The 19,843-nt window shown below is 56.9% G+C and carries 18 protein-coding genes; 6 read left to right on the forward strand and 12 right to left on the reverse strand.

Features of this window, described 5'->3' with window-relative positions; all coding sequences use genetic code 11:
• The first annotated feature begins 15 nt into the window (after positions 1-15).
• Positions 16-387, forward strand: a complete 372-nt coding sequence (locus tag AC3IUF_RS20160; RefSeq protein ID WP_489279124.1) for a DUF2388 domain-containing protein — start codon at positions 16-18, stop codon at positions 385-387.
• On the opposite strand, the gene AC3IUF_RS20165 is transcribed toward AC3IUF_RS20160, so the two are convergent.
• Positions 388-1,221, reverse strand: a complete 834-nt coding sequence (locus AC3IUF_RS20165) for an undecaprenyl-diphosphate phosphatase (protein WP_489279126.1) — start codon at positions 1,219-1,221, stop codon at positions 388-390.
• A gap of 586 nt (positions 1,222-1,807) precedes the next feature.
• On the opposite strand from AC3IUF_RS20165, the gene AC3IUF_RS20170 reads away from it, so the two are divergent.
• From AC3IUF_RS20170 to AC3IUF_RS20180, 3 genes are all read left to right on the forward strand, one after another.
• A complete protein-coding gene (locus tag AC3IUF_RS20170; protein WP_489281684.1) occupies positions 1,808-2,548 on the forward strand; it encodes a winged helix-turn-helix domain-containing protein in 741 nt (246 codons plus the stop codon).
• A 279-nt stretch (positions 2,549-2,827) separates the two neighbouring features.
• Positions 2,828-3,460 carry a winged helix-turn-helix domain-containing protein gene (locus tag AC3IUF_RS20175; protein WP_095114323.1) on the forward strand — a complete coding sequence of 211 codons (633 nt, stop codon included), beginning with the start codon at positions 2,828-2,830 and terminating at the stop codon, positions 3,458-3,460.
• Between the two features lie 391 nt (positions 3,461-3,851).
• The gene (locus tag AC3IUF_RS20180) at positions 3,852-5,246 is read left to right on the forward strand and encodes an undecaprenyl-phosphate glucose phosphotransferase (protein WP_007950006.1); all 1,395 of its coding nucleotides are present in this window, start codon (positions 3,852-3,854) and stop codon (positions 5,244-5,246) included.
• A 673-nt stretch (positions 5,247-5,919) separates the two neighbouring features.
• Here the strand turns inward: AC3IUF_RS20180 and AC3IUF_RS20185 are convergent.
• The 6 genes from AC3IUF_RS20185 to galE all read right to left on the reverse strand — a co-directional run bounded on the left by AC3IUF_RS20185 (position 5,920) and on the right by galE (position 12,119).
• Positions 5,920-7,998, reverse strand: a complete 2,079-nt coding sequence (locus AC3IUF_RS20185; protein ID WP_489279129.1) for a YjbH domain-containing protein — start codon at positions 7,996-7,998, stop codon at positions 5,920-5,922.
• Positions 7,995-8,753 carry a capsule biosynthesis GfcC family protein gene (locus AC3IUF_RS20190; protein WP_489279130.1) on the reverse strand — a complete coding sequence of 253 codons (759 nt, stop codon included), beginning with the start codon at positions 8,751-8,753 and terminating at the stop codon, positions 7,995-7,997. The genes AC3IUF_RS20185 and AC3IUF_RS20190 overlap by 4 nt, the downstream gene beginning before the upstream one ends.
• Positions 8,753-9,418: a YjbF family lipoprotein gene (locus tag AC3IUF_RS20195; RefSeq protein WP_489279132.1), complete on the reverse strand. Its 666-nt coding sequence runs from the start codon at positions 9,416-9,418 to the stop codon at positions 8,753-8,755. The genes AC3IUF_RS20190 and AC3IUF_RS20195 overlap by 1 nt, the downstream gene beginning before the upstream one ends.
• Positions 9,419-9,429: 11 nt before the next feature.
• Positions 9,430-10,545 carry a polysaccharide biosynthesis/export family protein gene (locus AC3IUF_RS20200; RefSeq protein ID WP_176472376.1) on the reverse strand — a complete coding sequence of 372 codons (1,116 nt, stop codon included), beginning with the start codon at positions 10,543-10,545 and terminating at the stop codon, positions 9,430-9,432.
• Positions 10,546-10,635: 90 nt separating this feature from the next.
• Entirely contained in the window at positions 10,636-10,872 is a 237-nt protein-coding gene (locus AC3IUF_RS20205) for a hypothetical protein (protein ID WP_007910552.1), read from the reverse strand.
• Between the two features lie 230 nt (positions 10,873-11,102).
• Entirely contained in the window at positions 11,103-12,119 is a 1,017-nt protein-coding gene (galE, locus tag AC3IUF_RS20210) for a UDP-glucose 4-epimerase GalE (protein WP_447786440.1), read from the reverse strand.
• A 392-nt stretch (positions 12,120-12,511) separates the two neighbouring features.
• Here galE and galU point away from each other — a divergent pair, with 392 nt between their 5' ends.
• On the forward strand, positions 12,512-13,345 hold the full coding sequence (galU, locus tag AC3IUF_RS20215) for a UTP--glucose-1-phosphate uridylyltransferase GalU (protein ID WP_007910549.1): 834 nt from the start codon (positions 12,512-12,514) through the stop codon (positions 13,343-13,345).
• Between the two features lie 29 nt (positions 13,346-13,374).
• Positions 13,375-13,779 carry a mannose-1-phosphate guanylyltransferase gene (locus AC3IUF_RS20220; protein WP_489279135.1) on the forward strand — a complete coding sequence of 135 codons (405 nt, stop codon included), beginning with the start codon at positions 13,375-13,377 and terminating at the stop codon, positions 13,777-13,779.
• A 142-nt stretch (positions 13,780-13,921) separates the two neighbouring features.
• Here AC3IUF_RS20220 and AC3IUF_RS20225 read toward each other — a convergent pair whose 3' ends face one another.
• The 5 genes from AC3IUF_RS20225 to AC3IUF_RS20245 form a co-directional block, all read right to left on the reverse strand.
• Positions 13,922-15,052 carry an SGNH/GDSL hydrolase family protein gene (locus tag AC3IUF_RS20225; protein ID WP_489279136.1) on the reverse strand — a complete coding sequence of 377 codons (1,131 nt, stop codon included), beginning with the start codon at positions 15,050-15,052 and terminating at the stop codon, positions 13,922-13,924.
• Positions 15,053-15,344: 292 nt separating this feature from the next.
• Positions 15,345-16,394, reverse strand: coding sequence for an acyltransferase family protein (locus AC3IUF_RS20230; protein WP_489279138.1), 1,050 nt, complete (start codon positions 16,392-16,394; stop codon positions 15,345-15,347).
• Positions 16,395-16,406: 12 nt separating this feature from the next.
• The gene (locus AC3IUF_RS20235; protein WP_007910541.1) at positions 16,407-17,510 is read right to left on the reverse strand and encodes a hypothetical protein; all 1,104 of its coding nucleotides are present in this window, start codon (positions 17,508-17,510) and stop codon (positions 16,407-16,409) included.
• On the reverse strand, positions 17,501-18,733 hold the full coding sequence (locus AC3IUF_RS20240) for an MATE family efflux transporter (RefSeq protein WP_489279139.1): 1,233 nt from the start codon (positions 18,731-18,733) through the stop codon (positions 17,501-17,503). Before AC3IUF_RS20240 ends, AC3IUF_RS20235 begins: the two co-directional genes overlap by 10 nt.
• Complete coding sequence (locus AC3IUF_RS20245) at positions 18,730-19,842, reverse strand: polysaccharide pyruvyl transferase family protein (RefSeq protein ID WP_489279141.1); 1,113 nt, start codon at positions 19,840-19,842, stop codon at positions 18,730-18,732. The genes AC3IUF_RS20240 and AC3IUF_RS20245 overlap by 4 nt, the downstream gene beginning before the upstream one ends.
• Position 19,843: the final 1 nt, after the last annotated feature.

Below are 19,843 nucleotides of genomic sequence, written 5' to 3' on the forward strand. Positions count from 1 at the left end.
GGATGTCTTTTGTTTATGCCCGCGTTTACTTTTTCTGCTTTGAAGCGTTTCACCCTCCTCGCCTTGTTCAGCTTCACTTCCGACGTTTATGCGCACTGCGATGGCTTTTGCATGGGCCGTACTGATACGCCGTGGGAGGTGACGCAGTTTTCCGGCTTCACCTTGGTGTCTTTAATCCTCGCACCTATTTCGACTAGCCAGGAAACCACCGACAGTCACAAGCGTGTTTACTCTGCCGAGGAGCAAGAAGACGCGCGACTCTATCTGGCCAGCGACGGCATGCTGCAGGCCGCGTATTTCACCTCGGCCTTGCAGCGCTACCGCCAGGAGTCGCCGGATTCGGCGTTAAACGATCTCGCCATTGCGGCGTTGATCAGCGCTCAGTGATCAGGCGGCCGCTGCTGCGGTCCAGTTGACCCAGCCAAACATCCACGTCGCCAGAATCAACAAACCAAACGCGATTCGGTACCAGGCGAACGCGGCATAACTGTGGTTGGCAATAAACTTGAGCAAGCCACGCACGGCGATCATCGCGAAGATGAACGCAGTGACGAAGCCGAGGGCGAAGACTGGCAGGTCGTTGGGCTGGAACAGGTCGCGGTATTTGTAGCCGGAGTACACGGCGGCGCCGACCATAGTTGGCATGGCGAGGAAGAACGAGAATTCGGTGGCGGCTTTGCGCGACAGGCCGAAGAGCAGACCGCCGATGATGGTCGAGCCGGAGCGCGAGGTGCCGGGAATCATCGCCAGGCATTGTACGAATCCGACTTTCAGTGCGTGAGACCAGCGCATGTCGTCGACGTGTTCGACGCTGATCACATGGCTGCGCTGTTCGGCCCACAGCATGATGACGCCGCCGACGACCAGTGCCACGGCAACGGTGATCGGGTTAAACAGGTATTCGTGGATGGCGTCGGCGAACAATACGCCCAAGACCACGGCAGGTAGAAAGGCGATCAGCAAGTTGAGGGTGAAGCGTTGGGCATTACGTTCAGTAGGCAGGCCTTTGACGATTTCGAAGATCTTCGGTCGAAACTCCCAGACGACAGCAAGAATGGCACCCAGTTGAATAATGATGTTGAAGGCCATGGCGCGTTCGCCGCCGAATTCCAGCAAGTCGGCAACGATGATCTGGTGGCCGGTACTCGAGATCGGCAAGAACTCGGTCAGGCCTTCTACCGCACCTAATATCAACACCTGGAAAAGGGTCCAGAAATCCATTAATCCTCCGTCAGAGCGCTCTTGATGAGCGACCGGGTAATAACACTCAGGGGTTGAGTATCTGAAGTTACACAATTGGCGTATATGAAGATCAAAAGATCGCAGCCTTCGACAGCTCCTACAGGGGAATGCATTTCAAATGTAGGAACTGCCGAAGGTTCGGGCCGCGATCGGACGATCTTTTGATCTTGAAGAATAGGTCTTATGAATTGCCACACTCAAGACATGTTAGTAATCGTCGGCCGACGAACTACGCAGAAAATATTTAGGCCTTTTTGCAGAAAAAAGTTGCCCTGACAATAAAGTGTGATCAATATCACATTATCCAGAGATGGCCAGACAGTGGCAGATGGACATAGACAAAGCCATCGCAATAAGCTCAAAATAGTGGCACCATTGCATATCGCCACCATCTAAGCAGTAGTTCACCCTTCCGAGAAAATCAACTAAAAGCTTGAAAAGCTTAATTATTGTTAGAAAACTCGGGAGCCACGTCTAAAAATCGCGTGAATGTTACCAATTGTCAGTCACAGATGAGAACCGGTGCTTTAACATCCCGATGTCAGCACTTAATTCGAGTCAATGCATGATGCTCTCAGCGAACTTAGCGACTAGAAGCCCGCGCCCGACAAACGACGAACCTGGTGTTCTTACTCTGGGTCGTACCCGTGGCGTGGCTGAACATTTCAAAGCGCTAGTCGCCCAGCATTTACGTACCGATATGGCGCTCGAAGCCAATGCGTACACTAGTGCATATCAGTTGAATGAACAGTCTGGTTCGTATCGAGCGATCTTCCTGATTATCGACAGCCCACAGGCCCTCGAAGACAATCTGGCGCTGGTCGAGAACCTGCGCAGCGACAACTTGAAGCCGATCATTTGCGCGGTCATCACCGGTCGCGGCGCCTTCAACAAGATCAAATATTATCTGGCTGGCGCGGATGTTTGTATCAAGCTCAATACCCTTTCCGAGGATGGCGCCGAGTTGCTGGGCGAGTTCTTCAACAGTGAAGAATGGCAACGCGATATCGATCTGACGCTTGATCCGACCCGTATCTGCCTGATGGGCACCAGCAAGAAACTCGACATCTCGTTTGCCGAAATGAAGATCCTCGAAGCCTTCGCGCAAACCAGCAATCACATTCTGAGCCATGATGAAATCGCCAGCATCATGGGCCTCAACGCCAATTTCTACGACCCTCGAGCACTGGAAAAATCAATCAGTCGCTTGCGTGGAAAAATCAAGGACATGTATGGTACAAACGCGATTCAGAGCATTCGCGGCTATGGCTATCGCCTGCTGCGGGGTCTGATATCGACTGCCTGACTCTCGGGCAGCCATCCCATTTGCATACGTACGAAGGATCGTCTAATGCAACCATATAGCTCCCGTTCTGCTTCACGCCTGTTTGAAATCAAGCAATTGAATGAGCGCGACAACACGACCCATAACAATAAAACTCCATAACATAGCAGCAGATCGAGTGGAATTTATCGAGGGCCAATCTTGGGCCCAGACCCTGCCTATCGATTACTTCCGAGGAAGTCATTGCTCGCCTGCCGATTTATCTTTTAGCCAATTTTGGTATGTATTCAGGAGAGAGACATGGAAACTAGTACAACCCTCCCAAGGAAATATTTTGTTGTCGTGACTCACAGTACAACGTCGCAACGCGAACTGGAGAGCATGCTGTCCAGCGAACGTTTCAATTCGTTTGAAGGGGTGGATTCGCCCTCTTCCGCTCCAATGGTGATGGAGTTCACATATCCAGGCATCAGTCGAAAAAATGCCCCGCGCAGTATCGAACACGATACTCAGCGAATATTGGCCACGCTCGAGTCCGAATGGCGCGCAGCGCAATCGGCTAATCCTTTCCAGAATGTCCCGGCCATTACCGGGGAAACCCGCAACATGCCACCTGCCGTTGAAGGTGATATGCCCGGCAATGAAACCTGGCATCTCGACCCTGATCAGGGTGCACTGGTCAAAGAAGGTGTCGAAATCAGCCTGACTGGCCTGGAAACAGCACTGGTCAGGAAAATGCTCAGCCATGAAGAGCGTGTTGTCAGTCGTGACGAGCTGATTCTCAGCATCGGCCGGGAGCCGGAACAATATCGCGGCCTGGAGATGTGCCTGAGTCGCCTGCAAGACAAGTTCAAAAGCGCCAGTCATGGCGAACGACTGTTTCGTGCCGTCAGAAACCGCGGTTATTGCCTGATTCAGGAAATCGTCGCGTAACCTCGCAAGACCTCCACGAACAGAACAAACAGAAAAAAGTGCGATTACAAAAACAACAAGAGCACTCTGTTTGATTTCATCTTCCTCCTTGATTTGAACACTCCCTGCCTCCACCCTCCAACAGTAACAAATACAACATCATTTATTCACCCCTTCCTCTGCGACCTTTTCTAACACTCTTATATTTAATTATTAAAAAGTTGGCACTGTGCCATCTTGTTAGAACTCGTCAGACACCATTCCCGGCAATAACTTAGTCTATTGACTGACGACAGTTCGGCATATCGATGTTGTTACCTCAGGACACTCGTTAGAACAAAAACAATAAGTCTGCATAACAACTCGGTTTTCAACTGTTGAAACCTGAATGGACGTCTTTTGGGGATACCGTATGGATCTTTCTCTAAGTATCAATCGAAGCACAGGCCTCAAGGGACTGACCTTTTGGGGCCAATGGGCGCTGGCACAGGGCTTTGTGGTGACGCTGTTGTTCATACTCGCTGAGCAGCACACCGGGACGGTCGCGTTTTACTACCGGATGTGTGCAACGCTGGCGGTACTGGCGTCGGTGCCGGCTTATACGTTTAGCGGTGTGTATCGCAAGCGTGACAATTACCTCACCGGTCTCGGTCGACTGTTTATGGGTTGGTCGATGACCATGGCGGCGCTGGCGTGCATCGCCTTTGTCTGCCAGGCCGATGAGCTGTTTTCACGACAGGTGATTCTGAGCTGGGCGGTGTATGGCTTCCTTGGTCAGGCCTTTCTGTACGCTCCGCTGCATGCGTTTTCCAAGTACTACCAACGCTCGCGTAAAAGCGAGCACAAGACGCTGATCGTCGGCACCGGCGAACTGGCGTTGGGTCTGGCGAAGAAGCTCAGCCAACTGGAAAACCTGCCTTTGGTAGGTTTGGTCAGCAATGGTGATGTGTCTGCGCTGGGTTCGGATGCACCGCGCGTGGTTGGCGATCAGGAGCAACTGCTGGAGCTGATCGAGGCGCATGACATTCGCCGCTTGTATATCACCCTGCCGCTGTGTGAAGCCGCGAAAATCGAGGCGATTTATGGTGACTTGCTAGGAGCCAACGTTGATGTGGTGTGGGTGCCGGACTTGAACAGTCTGACCCTGCTGAATCACTCGGTGAAGGTCGTGGATGGTCTGCCGGCGATCTACTTGAACGAGAGCCCGCTGACCAGCCGCCCTACCGCTGCTTTAAGCAAGAGCCTGGTCGAGAAAACCGTGGCGTTTCTGGCGATCATCGCGCTGAGTCCGATCCTGCTGATCATTGCGTTGGCGGTGAAGATCAACTCGCCCGGCCCGGTGTTCTTTAAACAGGATCGCCATGGCTGGAACGGCAAGGTGATCAAGGTGTGGAAGTTCCGCTCGATGCGTGTTCACGATGACCGTGATGTGAAGCAGGCCAGCCGTAATGACTCGCGCATTACCGCAGTCGGTCGCTTCATCCGCCGCACTTCGCTGGATGAGTTGCCGCAACTGTTCAACGTGTTGCAGGGGCATATGGCCCTGGTCGGCCCACGCCCGCATGCCGTCGCGCACAACAACTACTACTCGGGGAAAATCCTCGCGTACATGGCGCGCCACCGGATTAAACCGGGGATCACCGGACTGGCCCAGATCAGCGGCTGCCGCGGTGAGACGGACACCATCGACAAGATGCAGAAACGTGTGGAAATTGACCTGCAGTACATCAACAGCTGGTCGTTGTGGCTGGACCTGAAGATCCTGGTGAAGACGCCGTTTACGTTGCTGTCGAAGGATATTTACTGAGGTTCGAAGCTGTATACCGCAAGGGGACGAAAGTCCCCTTTTTTGTGCCTGGGATTTGGGGATGGAATCGGATCTTGGATGGATGCAAAAACTGTGGGAGTGAGCCTGCTCGCGATGGCGGTGGGTCAGGCAATGATGATGCTGACTGTGCCGACGCCTTCGCGAGCAGGCTCACTCCCACAGGGATTTGTGTTTGGCTCAAGCCTTGTGGCTAGACACGTAACCTGTGGGAGCTGGCTTGCCAGCGATGGCGCTGTGTCAGGCGACATCAATGTTGCAGGTGCTTGCCAGCGATGGCGGTGGGTCAGCCAATAACAATATTGAATGTGCCGACCTCATCGCTGGCAAGCCAGCTCCCACAGGGATTCGGGATTGGCTCGGGATTTGTGGCGTGACAAATAACCAATGTAGGCCTTCGCCTGCTCGCGATGGCGGTGGGTCAGGCAACAGAATGTCGACTGGTCGGACGCTATCGCGAGCAGGCGAAGGCCTACAGGGGATTTGTGGTTGGCTCAGGCCTTGTGGCTAGACACATAACCTGTGGGAGCTGCGGTGCGACGATTCGACTTGCCAGCGATGGCGGTGGGTCAGCCAATATCAATCTTGAATGTGCCGACCTCATCGCTGGCAAGCCAGCTCCCACAGGTTTCAGAGGTGTTTTGGAGATCCGCGTTTACTCGGTGATCTTCTCGAAATTCCGATAAAACATATCCCCTTCCCGGCTATCGGTCATCGAGTGCAGTTGGTAGCCGCGATTCAGTCGCGCACCACCGTCACGGGTCAGTGGGGCCCAGACCAGGTTGGCGCGGCGCATGGTCGACATGCTCATCATTTCGTCGAACGGGATCGACAGGTAGATGCCTTTGTCGAAACTACCTTCGCCATATTCCGCGCTGCCCGCCGTGGTGATCGTCGCCCACGCGCCAAAACGCACGCCATTGAAAAACTCGCGCGAGATGTCCAGCGTGCCGCCCCAGTCTCCGGCCAGATAACGCCCAACACTAACCGCCGCCAACGTATCGAATGGCAAATCGGTATACGCCGTGACATGCCCGGTCACCACCGAGTAATCGCGCAGCGCAAAGCCTTGATCGAAATCACGCTGACGCACCCAGTTCAGATCCGCGCCCACCGACCAGCGCTCACCGGTCGGGCGGAACAACACCTCACCGCCGACACCGGCAAACATCGACTCCAGATAACCGCCATACACCATGCCGTACCAGTCTTTATCCAACTGCTCGGCATGGCTGACCTGGAACAACGGCATGGTCGTGTTGGATGTGGTCAGATACTGGCGCAAATCCGTGCGCACACGCGGCAAGCCGCTCGGCGCGTCGTAGGTGAATTTGTCGAAGTTGTTGGCCAGGTTGGCACTGAGCAAGCCGCTCCACCAGGTGTTGCGATTGAAGCGGTATTCGGCGTCGGCATCGGCGCTCAATTGATAGAGCAAGCCATCCGGACCGCCAACGTTCTGCTTGAAGCCCAATCCCACGCCATAACTGAAATGCTGCGGCGCTTCGGTGTAAAGGGTTTTCTCATTGTGCGGCATCGCCGGGTTGATCTCGGTGGTGCGGTGCAACGACTGCAAAGGCTCCTCGTTGTTGATCACTTCGCGGAAGGTCTGGCGCGGCACGCTGGTTTCTTCCAGCGGCAAGTCGTAGCGCTTGTTGACCACGGTGAACCAGTCGATGTCGTCGTTGACGCTGTTGTCGAGAATCCGGCTCGCCCGCCCGACTGCCTTGGACGAATGGAAGTAGCGCTGCTGCTCGCCATACACAATCAGTTCGGAATCACGCTGGGCAATGCGCTCGACCTTGTAGCCGGCGTTCTGCTGCAAACGCTGCGAGACGTTGGCCCAGTTGACCTGATCCATCGCCGTGGTCGGTGCCTTCGCCGGCAGCGGTTCCGGGGTCGGATCGTAAGTCTTCGCCGGTGCCTTGCGGCTGACGAAATTGGTGTGGAAGGTCACGCCGAACATCGCCGTGTTGCCGCGCTCCCACGCCGCGCTGACATCGACCGAATCAGTCACCTTGAACACTGCGCCAAGGTTGATCGGCGAGTCCTGTTTGATCTCGTTGTCCTTCGGCTCGTGCTTGTAGTCGTTGCCTTCGAATTCGAGTTTCAGGCTGAGGCGATCCCACGGCGTCTGATAGCTCACGCCACCGAAGAACGACGGCCGCCCACGAAAGTACGAACCCGAGTTGACGTCACCGGTGCCTTCCAGGGCCGGACGGGTATCGAAACGATCACTGACGTAACCCAACGGGTTGTCGATATCGCCGCGATTACCCAGGTAACCCCAGGCGATCCCGGCGCTGAAATCGAAGTTGTCGTAGCGCTTGTTGGCGACGAAAAATTCACTGGAGAACAAACCGGTACCGCCGATATCTCGGAAGCCCAGCGCCACGTCGGGCAGCCAGTGGCTTTCCTGCCACAGCCGGACTTTGACGTCGACCGCCTTGTCCTTATAGCTTTGACTACCGCTGAGGGCCTCCGAGCCGTACGGCCGGTTGGTGATCGCGGTGTACCGAAACGAGCCTTCGAGCCAGTCCAGCGGCTGCAACGACACGCTGTAGCGACTGTACGGATCGGTGCGGTTGGCGTTGACGCTCAACTCGCCGGCCGGGGCCATGCGCGCGGTCGGCGTCTGCAACAGACCGGTGCCACCGAAGTCATTCTGGGTAATGCGCGGCTCTGCATGAGCCAAACCACACGGCAATAACAACACAGCTGCAAAACGTAACTTCAACGAACCACCTCGGCCAGCTGCGTGGCAATAAATTCAGCCAACTGCTGATTCAGCTCAGGGATAGGCGGATCAAGATCATCATTCTTCAACGGCACCAGAATCTTGCTGCCGGCCACCGGAAACTGCCCGGACTCGCGATTCCAGTGGGCAATGCCGACACGTTGCGAAGCGCCGTTGGGCTGGATCAGCCAGAGGTAATCGGCTTCGGCATCGTTCAGGATCGAACAGCCCTGCAAATACTCACGGGCCTCCTGCAACGGCTGATACGGCAAGTGGCACGGCTCGGCGACGGCACCGAGCACTTGCACTTCGTCGACACGCTTCGGATAGATCAGACGATCGCCGTCATCGAGGCGAATGTTGCGCGCGAAGCCAACCTCCAGCGCCACCGGATCGAGATCGGCAATCTGCCGTCCGGTCACCGGCATCCGCCGCACTTCTTCGGCAATACGCTGCGCCAGCGCCGCCCGACTCGGCAGATCGAACAGCATCGACATGCGCTGCAGCACATCCAGATCAAACAACACGCCGACCTTCAGCCGCGTTTGCTCCTCGATCAGCGACTGACGCAGCAACCCGCCCGCCAGCCAATAACCTTCGGCATTCGGCACGGCTTCGCTGATCACATCGAGCAAGCGCCCGCCGGCTGGTAACGCGACCGGCCCGGGATTGGCGACATCGCCCGACACCGTGACGGCCGCCTGACTCACACTCGCGACCAGCAACAAGCTCGCCGATAACATTTTCAGGCGCATCACGGCAGGTGCCTGCGATCAGGGGTCAGTTGCACAACCTTGACGCGTAACTGCGAGGTCAGTTGCTGCTCGCTCTGCAAAATGAAACCGTCACGCGGATCGACCCAGTAACGATTGGTCGCGCTCAGGCCGATGGCCGGGGCGTCAATCTGTTCATCGACACGCAGCACGGTGTATTCCTTGTCGAGAATCTGCAGGGTCTGTTCGGAGCGGCGGGAGAAGCGGCTGTTGACGATCACCCCGACTTCCTGGCCCTTGTAGAGGTCGATCCAGCGCCGCGTGGTGAAACCGTCGGCGACGTGATGCAGACCTTGTTTGAACGGCGAGTCATCGGCCAGCCGCGTGCCATCGAGATCGCCTTCCAGCCCCAGGCCAATGCTGCGCACGGCGAGGCCATTGCGCAGCAGCAGAACCTGTTTGCCCGAGGCGACCCAGAACTGCAGGTCTTCGCGCTCGCGCACCAGCGCCAGCACCCCGGAACCGAACGGCGTGGTCAGTTTCATTTGCGGATAATTGACCCCGGCCACTTCAGCCGCCGACACGTCGACCTCATCCGGGCCGACGACTGCCGCTTTAAGGTTATTCAACGAAGCGCTCATCAGCGGGTTACAGCCGCACAGCAACGAGGCCGCCATCAGGCACAGGCCAACTTTCAAAATATTCAAAGTCGGCGACCTTATTTGCTGTTGTTACTGTATTCGCTCCAGTTCTTCGCAGCGGAAGCGCCAGTGCCGACAATCGATGCCGACGGCACCAGTTGGCTGATCAGACGGTTCCAGCGAGTCACGTTGGCAGGCCCGACATACACCACGTCCTGCGGGCGGACTTCGAAGTGCGAAGCGAGCGCCATGGCAGTCGGCGATTCAGCTTCCAACTGGTAGATCTTCGCCGGCTCGACATCGAGGTTTTCCACGCCACGAATGACGTACACCGCGTTGCCGTTGGAGGTGGTCTGGCTCAAGCCGCCGACCGAACCGAGCACATCGGTGAGGTTCATCGTCGCGGTCTTGAAACTCAACGCGCGCGGCTGGTTGACCTCGCCCATCACGTAGATGCGCTTGTTGTCGTTGTACGGCAGATACAGCTGATCGCCGCCCTTGAGGAAGACGTTCTGCAACTCGGAATCCTGCTGATTGAGCGAGTCGAGGTTGAGCGGATACGTGCGGCCGTTGCGGGTCAGCAACAGCCCGGACAAATCGGCATTGTTGGTATCGATGCCGGCCGAACCGAGGGCTTCGACCACGCTCAGCGGATTGGTCGAAATCGCTTGCGGGCCGGCCTTGGCCACCGCGCCGGTGACCACGACTTTCTGGCTGGCAAAACGCAACACCGCGACATCCACCTGCGGCTCGGCAATGAATGCCGACAGCCGCTGTTCAATGTCCGAGCGCAGTTGCTGGATGGTCCGGCCGGTGGCCTGGACTTCCTTGATGAACGGGTAATAGAGCGTGCCATCGGAGCGCACCAGACGGCCGTTGGCATCGATCTGTTGTTGCGCGCCGGACGGGGCCGTCAGCTCGGGGTGATCCCACACGGTGATGTACAGGACATCGTTGTTGCCGATGCGGTATTCGGCCGGGGTCGCCAACAACTCCGGCGGCAGCGACTCACGCTTTTGCGTGGCGCGGTTCATGGCAATCAGCTTGGGTGTGATCGGAATCAGCTCGACCCGGCTGCTTTCGCTGGCGCCCTGGCGGGTGATGCTGCCGGTGCTGAGGTATTGACCGGGGGAAAACATGCAACCTTGCAAAGCGAGACTTGCCAACATTAAAAGATAAACACTACGAGTCATAATGGCACTACGCTATTCAAGGGCGAATCCAAAAACAAAGTCACCCGACTTGCGTCGGGCGACCTTGTACTGCACTAACAGAACTTCCTGTTAGTTATGCGTGCCGGTGGTACCGGTGGTACCCGTCGTACCGGTGGTACCGCCGTTGGCACTGCCACCGCTGTTAGACGCCGCTACAGCACTGGCAACCATTGCAGTACTGGCTGCGGGCGCTTGAGAAGCCGCCACGTTGCCACCTACATTGGTTACCGCTGTCAGCGGTGCTTCAGCGGCGGCAGCCCAGTTGCTCAACATCGTCAACAGGGCAACTGCCATCACTTTTTTCATATCAACTCCTTTCTAACATTCGACCTGTTAAAAAACCGGCCTGAGTTAGCGGTGGTGAGTTCAAGTCCGCAAAAAGCGCGAACATGATCCGTCGTTCTTTCACAGTCTTACCCAACTGATAAAAGTCGAACGGCAGGTTTATATCTACGGACTTGCAAAAGGCATTGCCAGTGTAATTTCCCGACGTTATCTAACAACCTGACTGAAAATAACATTGAGTTAAATGGCCATCATCCCAAGTAGCCTTTGGGATGGTTCGATTGCCAGCGCCAAGTGTCAGTGACCATGTCTTGCAAGTTGCGCGTGGCTTTCCAGCCAAGTTCCTTCGCAGCCTTGGAGGCGTCGGCCCAGCTCTCGGCGATATCCCCGGAACGGCGCGGCATCATCCGGTAAGGCACCGGTTGCCCGCAGGCCTGTTCAAACGCGTGGAGCACTTGCAGCACGCTGTAGCCATCGCCCGTGCCAAGGTTCCAGGTATGAATGCCGGTGCGTCCGGAGATCGACTGCAACGCCTTCAAGTGACCGTCCGCCAGATCGACGACGTGGATGTAATCGCGCACGCCAGTACCGTCGACAGTCGGGTAATCGTTGCCGAAAATCGACAACTCTTGCAGGCTGCCGACCGCCACCTGACTGATGTAAGGCACCAGATTATTCGGGATGCCGTTGGGGTCTTCGCCCATATGGCCGCTGGCGTGGGCGCCGATCGGGTTGAAGTAGCGCAGCAAAGCGATGCTCCAGCGCGGCTCGGCCAGGCTCAGGTCACGCAGCACGTTCTCGACGATCAGCTTGGACTGGCCGTAAGGATTGGTCGGATTACCAGTGGGGAAATCCTCGCGGATCGGCATCTGCTCAGGCTCGCCATACACCGTGGCCGACGAACTGAACACCAGTCGGAACACCCCCGCCGCCGCCATTGCCTGGCACAGATTAATGCTGCCGCTGACATTGGTCTCGTAGTACTCGAGCGGTTTGCGCACGCTTTCGCCGACCGCTTTCAGGCCGGCAAAATGCAGCACCGCGTCGATGTTGTGCTCACGGAAAATCCGGTCGAGCAGTGCCCGGTCACAGACATCGCCGCGGATCATCCAGGCACTCTTGCCGCAAATGCCCTCAACGGCGTGCAACGATGCTTCGCTGCTGTTACAAAGGTTATCCAGTACGACAACTTCATAACCTGCTTCAAGTAGAGCAAGTGTGGTGTGCGAGCCGATATAGCCGGCGCCACCCGTTACCAGAATCTTCATAGCGCGATCCGTCTTTGAATGAGTGACAAGTAGCGTGTCAAGCCTGATTCATTGAAGATGTGTCACAATCCACACAAACAAGGCGACAACAACCGAAAACAAAACTAGTTCAATGACTGGCAATAAATATTTTTGCAGGTCACACTGTATTGCCCGCTACTTATTAGCACTCCCTGTGCACTCATCACTATCAACAGATACCGACTAAAAATAACTAACAACGCACTTACCGACATCTCATAACATTGTCGTGTTTTACCGTCACGAGCATTTGCCATTAATAACCTGACTCAGGTATTAAAGTAAGCCTTCAATTCAACATTGAAACTTGTACGCCCTTTATTAGTGCGCGCATCTGTCGCCTGTGTTCCATGACTGTCCAGGATACTTTTATGATTCGTAAATGTTTGTTCCCCGCTGCCGGCTACGGCACGCGTTTCTTGCCGGCCACCAAAGCCATGCCTAAAGAGATGCTGCCAATCGTCAACAAGCCGTTGATCGAATACGCCGTTGAAGAAGCACGGGACGCCGGCCTGCAACACATGGCCATCGTCACCGGTCGCGGCAAGCGTGCGCTGGAAGACCATTTCGACATCAGCTACGAACTCGAACACCAGATCCGCGGCACCGAGAAAGAGAAGTTCCTCGCCGGCACCCGTGAGCTGATCGACACCTGCACCTTCTCCTACACCCGTCAGGTGGAAATGAAGGGCCTGGGCCACGCGATTCTCAGCGGTCGTCCGCTGATCGGCGACGAACCCTTCGCCGTGGTGTTGGCCGATGACCTGTGCCTGAACCTCGAAGGTGACGGCGTACTCACGCAGATGATTGAGCTGTACAAGAAATTCCGCTGCTCGATCGTCGCCATCCAGGAAGTCCCGGCCGACCAGACCCACAAGTACGGGGTGATCGCCGGCGAGCTGATGTCCGACGGCATCTACCGGGTCAACAACATGGTGGAAAAACCGGCCCCGCAAGACGCGCCGTCGAACCTGGCGATCATCGGTCGCTACATCCTCACTCCGGACATCTTCGACCTGATCGCCGACACCCAACCGGGCAAGGGCGGCGAAATCCAGATCACCGACGCGCTGATGAAGCAAGCGCAGAACGGCTGCGTGCTGGCCTACAAGTTCAAAGGCCTGCGCTTTGACTGCGGTGACGCCGAGGGCTACTTGCAGGCGACCAATTTCTGCTACGAAAACGTCTATCTCAAGGGCCGCTGAGACGGCTCCCATCACTCAACGAGGCCACCATGAACATTGCACAACATTCCGTAGAGATTGAACGCGAGGTGGGTAACCTCGGGGTGATGAGCTGGCTGTCACGCCATCAGCCGTTGCCCAGCGCCAACGAGTCCTGGCTGGGCACGATTCTGCTGGTGGAGCGGATTGGCGTGTTTCCCGCGTCCGGGGATATCCGCCGGCCGATGCGCGATCCCTATCCGCTGCTCGCGCATTTGAAAAAGCTGTACGGCGAGCAGGCGCTGGAGATGGATGACCGTGATGGGCTGAAGGTGATCTTCAGCGACTGGCGCTTTCGCGTGCGGATTTGCTGTAACGACCCGGCGATCATCATCAACGTGGAAACCCGTTGTGATACGCGGTTGATGCCGCAGAAGATGGCGGAGTTGCTCGAGCAGGTCGACGCCTTCGAATAACTCCTCTCACCTGATCATTCCCACGCTCTGCGTGGGAATGCATCCAGTGACGCTCTGCGTCACACAGCGAGGGGACGCGGAGCGTCCCGGGCGGCATTCCCACGCGGAGCGTGGGAACGATCACCGCTCTGAGGTTTGCGTGTTATTTCGGGGCGGCGTCGCAACGATCCTTGGCGCCCATGATCCAGCCATAAAAGTAATCGGCAATCACTTTCCCGCCTGTGGCCGGCAGTGGATGAATCTTGTCCGGGCCAATCATCGCCGCCGCGTAGCGTTTGACGTCCGGCCCGAACGCGCATTGCAGGTTGGCATACCCCAGATGCTGCTCGCGCGCCCACGGTTCAAGCACCTGCGCATACGCTGACATCGGGTAAGCACTGGAGCGCGTGGTGTCCTGACGCATGATCAGGTTGATGCTCGCCTGCGGTTGAATCTCACGCAGCATGCCCACCAGCCCCTGAACATTCTGCAAGTACTGCGCGGGTTTAACGCCGAAGCCCTGATCGTTGCCACCGAGCATGATCAGGTAAACATCAGCGGGGATCTTCGACACGGCAGCTTTCCACTGCACCTGCCATTGCGGATCCTTGTGATAGAAATCCGCAGACGCTGCGCCCGATGCCGCCAGTTTCGAAACCCGCACGCCGCTCTGATCGTTGCTCATCCACAAGCCGAACAACGTCGGCGCGCCCTTCACCACTTCCAGTTTGAAGGACCAGTCTTTCGCTGCCGAGAGTCCTGTGAGCGGGACTTCCTGAACACCAGAACCTTCGAGTTTCAAGGGTTGCCAGTCTTGCGTGGGCGTCCAGCGGTAGCGGATCTCGCTGGATTCGCCGTTACCCAGATAAAGCAGTTTCGCCTGAGTGACCGCCGTATCGATGCGCGGCGAAGGATTGGCATCCACCTGCAACCACGCACCGGGCCGGCCCGTCACTGTGCGGCTGTCCGGGCTTGCTTGCCCCAACTCTGAAACCTTCCAGTCACCGCCAAAGTACTTGTCACTGCTGCGGGTGTATTTGAAATGCGTGCCGCCCAGCGCGGCACCGTGGTTGAAACCGACGTAACCCGGCCCGGCAAAACCGACCTCCCCGGCCACGCGTTGCACCAGTTTGTTCAGGTAGAAATCCTGCCCGGCAGTGTAGCTGTCACCGATTACCGAGACTGACAACACCTTGCCGGCCTTGCCTTCACGCCACTGCACGAATCGCTCGCGGGCATCGCCCACCTGAACCACCGACGCTGCGACGGGTTGCGCATCATCTACTGCCACCATGCAAAATTTCCTTCAGTCTGGAATGGCCCACTGGATGCTTGGGTGTACAGAGATCAACTGTAGGAGTGAGCCTGCTCGCGATTGCGGTCCATCCAATACAAATGCATTGACTGACACAACGCTATCGCGAGCAGGCGAAGGCCTACATTTATCGCGGTCACCCGCTAAATCTGTGTACACCGAGAAATCCTGTGGGAGCTGGCTTGCCAGCGATAGCGGTGGGTCAGGCAACAAATTTGTATCTGACCCGACCCTATCGCTGGCAAGCCAGCTCCCACAGGGATGGTGTGACTTACAGGGATGATTGGGTCTGCACCACCGGGGTGGCAGGCACCAAGGGTTTCTTCTTCGCCGCGCGCTCGCCAAGAAACAACACCGAAGTGAAATTGAACCGGCTGAAAACCATCGACAACACCACCGGCCCCAGCAAGCCACAACTCAAGCCACCGAGCACCAGCAAACTCTCATCCTTCACCCCCAACCGCCCCAGCACAAACCGCGACGTCGCCGCGAACAGCACATGAAACAGGAAAATCGCATAGGAATAACCACCGAGCCAGGTCAGCGCTTTCGAGCGCATATCACTCGACAGCAAGGCGATGCACGACACGCAACCCACGGTCAAACCGATCAGACTGCGACGATCAACAATCAACTCACGATCAATCGCCGCGACATACAACAGCGTCAGCGAAATCAGCGCAAACACCAGCGGCCCGATCACTTTGAATGTCTGCTTCAACCGGTCGACATTCTCCTGGCCAATCATCCCCGCGACAAAAAACGGCAGCAGATAAATCGCGCCGTTAATTCCGAACGCATCGAACTTGAACGGCGGCAGCAGAAACAACAGCGCCGCAAACGCAAACAGCCCATACAAGCGCGTCGCCGAACGCAACATCCCGCGCCACTCCAGCAGCCCGACGAACATGAAAATAATGAACACCGCCTGCAGGAACCAGAAGTGGTTGATCGGCACCCAGAACGACAACAACGCGTCGATCACCCCGACATCCTTGTTCACCCCCGGCCCCACCGCTTGCAACACCGAGAACGGTACACCGACGCAAAACAGCGGCACGATCAAGCGGCGCACCTTGCCGCTGAAGAACGCGGAAAAGTCATTGCCGCGAATTTTGTAGATCGAATAGATGTACCCGGAAATAAACGTGAACAGCGGCATGCGCACGTAGACCATCGAATCGGCGATCACCCGGAACGGCGAGCCGATATCGATCTTCAGCCCGCCGCCCAACGGCCCGATGACGTGATAGAGCACCAGCAACAGGCACGCCAGACCCCGCAGGGTTTCGATCTCCAGGGACTTTTTCTTGCTCGACATAAAGCACCTGCCTCAATTCAGAATTCGTGATTCAACCTGCACCGGTTTGTTCGCCCGCAGCATCAAGCCAAGGCCCACGAACAACACCGGCACCACCATCGAGAAGTGCCGGGCGAAGGAGCCGAAGTCCGGCTCGAACAGGCCTTGCACCAGCAGAAACGCCAGCGGAATCGCGATCAGTTCCTTGGGTTTGGTCTGGATCGGCGCGCCTTTGTAATCAGTCGAGGTGATGACTTTGAACAGCAGCAACGCGGTCATGATCATCAGCGCCACGAAGATCACCTGCCCCGGCCCCGAGAGCAGAATCAGCTCCACCGGAAACGACAGTCGGAAGAAGATGATCATCGAGTCCAGCGCCTGCGAAACGAAGTCGCTGCCGCTGAGCCACGACACGATCAACGATTTCGAGCCCTCCTCGCCCGCCGTGCGCAACTCGTTGTTGCTGGCGCGAATCGATGACACCGGAAAGCCCAGGGCGATCTGGATCGACATCGCAACAGCGAGGTAGAACAGGAACAACATCAGGAAGAAGGTCGTGCGCGACACGTACTTTTTCATCACGCAGACGCCGACCCACGACAGCGAAAACAGAATCCAGTAAGGCCGGATCAGCACGCCGTAGATCACTGCCGAGAGAAAAAAACCGCCGCGATATTTGCGCGTCAGCGAGCTGAGCAGAATGCTCAACACCGCCACCGACACAATGATTTCCTTGGTCAGGTTCTCCAGGAAAAACGAGCGCACAATCCCCCACAGACACAAGGTGCCGAAGATCGCCAACGGCATGCGCCGAAACACCACCACCGGTATCGCCGTGAGGAAAAAATTACAGAACATGCCGTAGGCCCAGGCATTGGTCAGGTTGATCCCGGTGGGCCGTAGCAGGAACGCCGAACACTCGTAGGACGAGCGATCCGGCGAGAACGGGTTCCAGAAGTTGCAGTTGTCGGCACGCGCGTAGGACGACCACAAGGTCATCGCATCCGGACCCGGATCACGCGGGATCAGCAGCGGCATGGCCACTGACAGAAACAGCCCGGTGAAGAGGATCAGGAACGACACATACGAATCGAGTCGCTTGCCACGAAACTCGATGCACGGCAGCTTCAGGCCCATGACAATGCGGCCTTTTTCGCCTGGGTCGCACGGGTCAACACAGCAATCACCACAAGCTGCACGATGATCGCGAAGACATTGCCCCACGCCGCGCCGTAAATCGAATAATGCTTGATCAGCAGATAGCTGACCGGCACTGACACCAGCAGGCAAATCGCCGCACTGGCCAGCGACACCCGACTGTTTTTCGAGGCAATCAAACCGCCCCAGACAATGTCGCCAATCGCCCGTAAGGCGAAGGAAAAAATCAGCACGCCAAGAATGCCGTTATCCGGGCGCGGCACGCTGGTAGCGACGTAATCGAGAACCACGTTGAAAAACACATAGATCGCCACCGCCACCGCCGCCGACACCACCAGCGAGCGCATGACCCACTTGTTGATGAACAGTTGCTTGACCGTGAACGGCTGTTGATCCGCCTGAAAACGCTTGGCCAACAGCGGAATCCCGACCACCGCCACCACCGCGTAAGACAACGCCTGCAAGGTGTTCGCCGCCGACCATGCGTACACGTATTGACCCAGTTTGGCGTACGTTTCGAGGTCGGCGATCAGAAACCGCTCGGCGTACTGACTCAAGGCGATCAACCCGGTGCCGAGGTAAAACGGTAGTCCCGCTTTCCACACAGTGGCGGTGGCCAGTGTCCCGGCTTCTCGGCCGTGATGAACGTTCACCACGATCAAGTAACCGGCGATGATCACCAGCACGTTGGCGGCGACCCACAGCCACAATACGCTGGCGATTCCCGAGACCCAACCGAGCATCATCCCGCCCACCGCCAACACCGCCCAGAGACCGGTCTTGATGAAGAACAGCAATGCGCCGGCCGTGGCTTTCTGCGCGGAAAACACGAACGAGTTGATCTCGAACGACAGGTGCTCTGTGAGCAACACCAAGGTCACGCAGAGAATCAGCGTGGCGGTCGCTTCGACTGTCTGGAACAGCGAATAAATCAACACCGTTACCACTGACAGCACCAGCCCCACTGCCAGATACAGCAGCAGGACTTTGTCGACCACGCGGCGCGAACTGCCGCCGACGCTGATCAAGCGATTGATCTCGGAACTGAAACCGACGCTGTAGAACTTCGACGCAATCAGCGACGCCGCGACCACCACACCGTAAAAGCCCAGCGCCTCATAACCGAGGTAATGGGTGATCGCCAACACCAGCAAAAACTTCGCGCCTAACGCTCCGCCGCGAAGCAGCAGCCGAAATATCATCGAACGACACCCTTGATGATGTCGTCCATGGCCACGGTTTTCGCTTCGATTTCACGGCAGGTGTCAGTCAGGCGCTTGCCGAAATCCGACAGTGCATTCGGCGCGTAAACCGTGTTGATGATGGTGTCGATATTGATGTCGCCGCCGTTGATTACCCAATCTTCCACGCCCATGTCCTGATAGGCGCCGAAGCCTTTGCGTTCATAGCTGATGTGGTACGCCGGCACGCCGGAGAGCAGCGATTCGATGGCGCCGTGCAGACGCACGGAAATCACCAGGTCCGGTTGATACTTGGCAATCGTCGCCTTCAACGACAACAAGTCTTCGCTGATGCCCAGTTCGCGATAGAACGCGCCGTCATCGTTGCCGCGTACCGCGCTCTGCACGGCGCAGACCACTTTGCTTTTGTTCTTCAAACGCTGCAGCAGCAACTTCAGATTGGCCACGTAAGCGACTTTCTTTTCCTTGCTCCACTCCGGCGGCTTGCGCAGTACCACGCACACGGTGGCTGGCGAAGACGCGCAGCGGGTGAATTTTGCTTGCTGGAGGATTTTGCTCGCCAACGACTGCACGGCCAGATCCGGCGCGCGGTAGACGTTGGCGCAGGCATCGAAAATCGCCGAAGAGCGATTGTCGCGGACGAACACCGCATCAGCACTGGCGTAGTGCTCGACGATCTTGCTGCTCTCACCGTGGAACGGGCCAATGCTTTGCGGCAGGTACACCGACGGCACTTTGCTGAGGATCGCGGTTTCCAGTTGTTTGGCGTGGCCGAGTTTCAGCTTGATGTGTTCGAAAGCACTTTTCGAGCGCATGTAGCCGCCGCCGACACCGACGATCAGGTCGGTTTTCTTCAACAGATCCGCCAGCCCGGCGTAGGACTGATTAAGGAACACCGCTTGCTTGACCCGGCCCAAACCTTTGGCCGCCATCACCGGCGCGTCGAAACGCGGGTGCGGCAAGTAGCTGAAAGAGTCCGGATCGGACGCCACGACACTGATCGCGGTGTCTTCACCAAAGTTGCGCTGCACCAGCGCGATGGCCAGATCGACGAGCAGACCGTCACCGGAGTTGGACGCACTGTAGCCATGCAAAATCGTTACGTTCATA

This window comes from Pseudomonas sp. KH_040, from assembly GCF_057839305.1.

Excerpts from the sequence above, each read along its gene's own strand:
- AC3IUF_RS20160 (WP_489279124.1), top strand. The coding sequence starts at position 16 with ATGCCCGCGTTTACTTTTTCTGCTTTGAAGCGTTTCACCCTCCTCGCC.
- AC3IUF_RS20165 (WP_489279126.1), bottom strand. The coding sequence starts at position 1,221 with ATGGATTTCTGGACCCTTTTCCAGGTGTTGATATTAGGTGCGGTAGAA.
- AC3IUF_RS20170 (WP_489281684.1), top strand. The coding sequence starts at position 1,808 with ATGATGCTCTCAGCGAACTTAGCGACTAGAAGCCCGCGCCCGACAAAC.
- AC3IUF_RS20175 (WP_095114323.1), top strand. The coding sequence starts at position 2,828 with ATGGAAACTAGTACAACCCTCCCAAGGAAATATTTTGTTGTCGTGACT.
- AC3IUF_RS20180 (WP_007950006.1), top strand. The coding sequence starts at position 3,852 with ATGGATCTTTCTCTAAGTATCAATCGAAGCACAGGCCTCAAGGGACTG.
- AC3IUF_RS20190 (WP_489279130.1), bottom strand. The coding sequence starts at position 8,753 with ATGCGCCTGAAAATGTTATCGGCGAGCTTGTTGCTGGTCGCGAGTGTG.
- AC3IUF_RS20200 (WP_176472376.1), bottom strand. The coding sequence starts at position 10,545 with ATGACTCGTAGTGTTTATCTTTTAATGTTGGCAAGTCTCGCTTTGCAA.
- AC3IUF_RS20205 (WP_007910552.1), bottom strand. The coding sequence starts at position 10,872 with ATGAAAAAAGTGATGGCAGTTGCCCTGTTGACGATGTTGAGCAACTGG.
- galE (WP_447786440.1), bottom strand. The coding sequence starts at position 12,119 with ATGAAGATTCTGGTAACGGGTGGCGCCGGCTATATCGGCTCGCACACC.
- galU (WP_007910549.1), top strand. The coding sequence starts at position 12,512 with ATGATTCGTAAATGTTTGTTCCCCGCTGCCGGCTACGGCACGCGTTTC.
- AC3IUF_RS20220 (WP_489279135.1), top strand. The coding sequence starts at position 13,375 with ATGAACATTGCACAACATTCCGTAGAGATTGAACGCGAGGTGGGTAAC.
- AC3IUF_RS20225 (WP_489279136.1), bottom strand. The coding sequence starts at position 15,052 with ATGGTGGCAGTAGATGATGCGCAACCCGTCGCAGCGTCGGTGGTTCAG.
- AC3IUF_RS20230 (WP_489279138.1), bottom strand. The coding sequence starts at position 16,394 with ATGTCGAGCAAGAAAAAGTCCCTGGAGATCGAAACCCTGCGGGGTCTG.
- AC3IUF_RS20235 (WP_007910541.1), bottom strand. The coding sequence starts at position 17,510 with ATGGGCCTGAAGCTGCCGTGCATCGAGTTTCGTGGCAAGCGACTCGAT.
- AC3IUF_RS20240 (WP_489279139.1), bottom strand. The coding sequence starts at position 18,733 with ATGATATTTCGGCTGCTGCTTCGCGGCGGAGCGTTAGGCGCGAAGTTT.
- AC3IUF_RS20245 (WP_489279141.1), bottom strand. The coding sequence starts at position 19,842 with ATGAACGTAACGATTTTGCATGGCTACAGTGCGTCCAACTCCGGTGAC.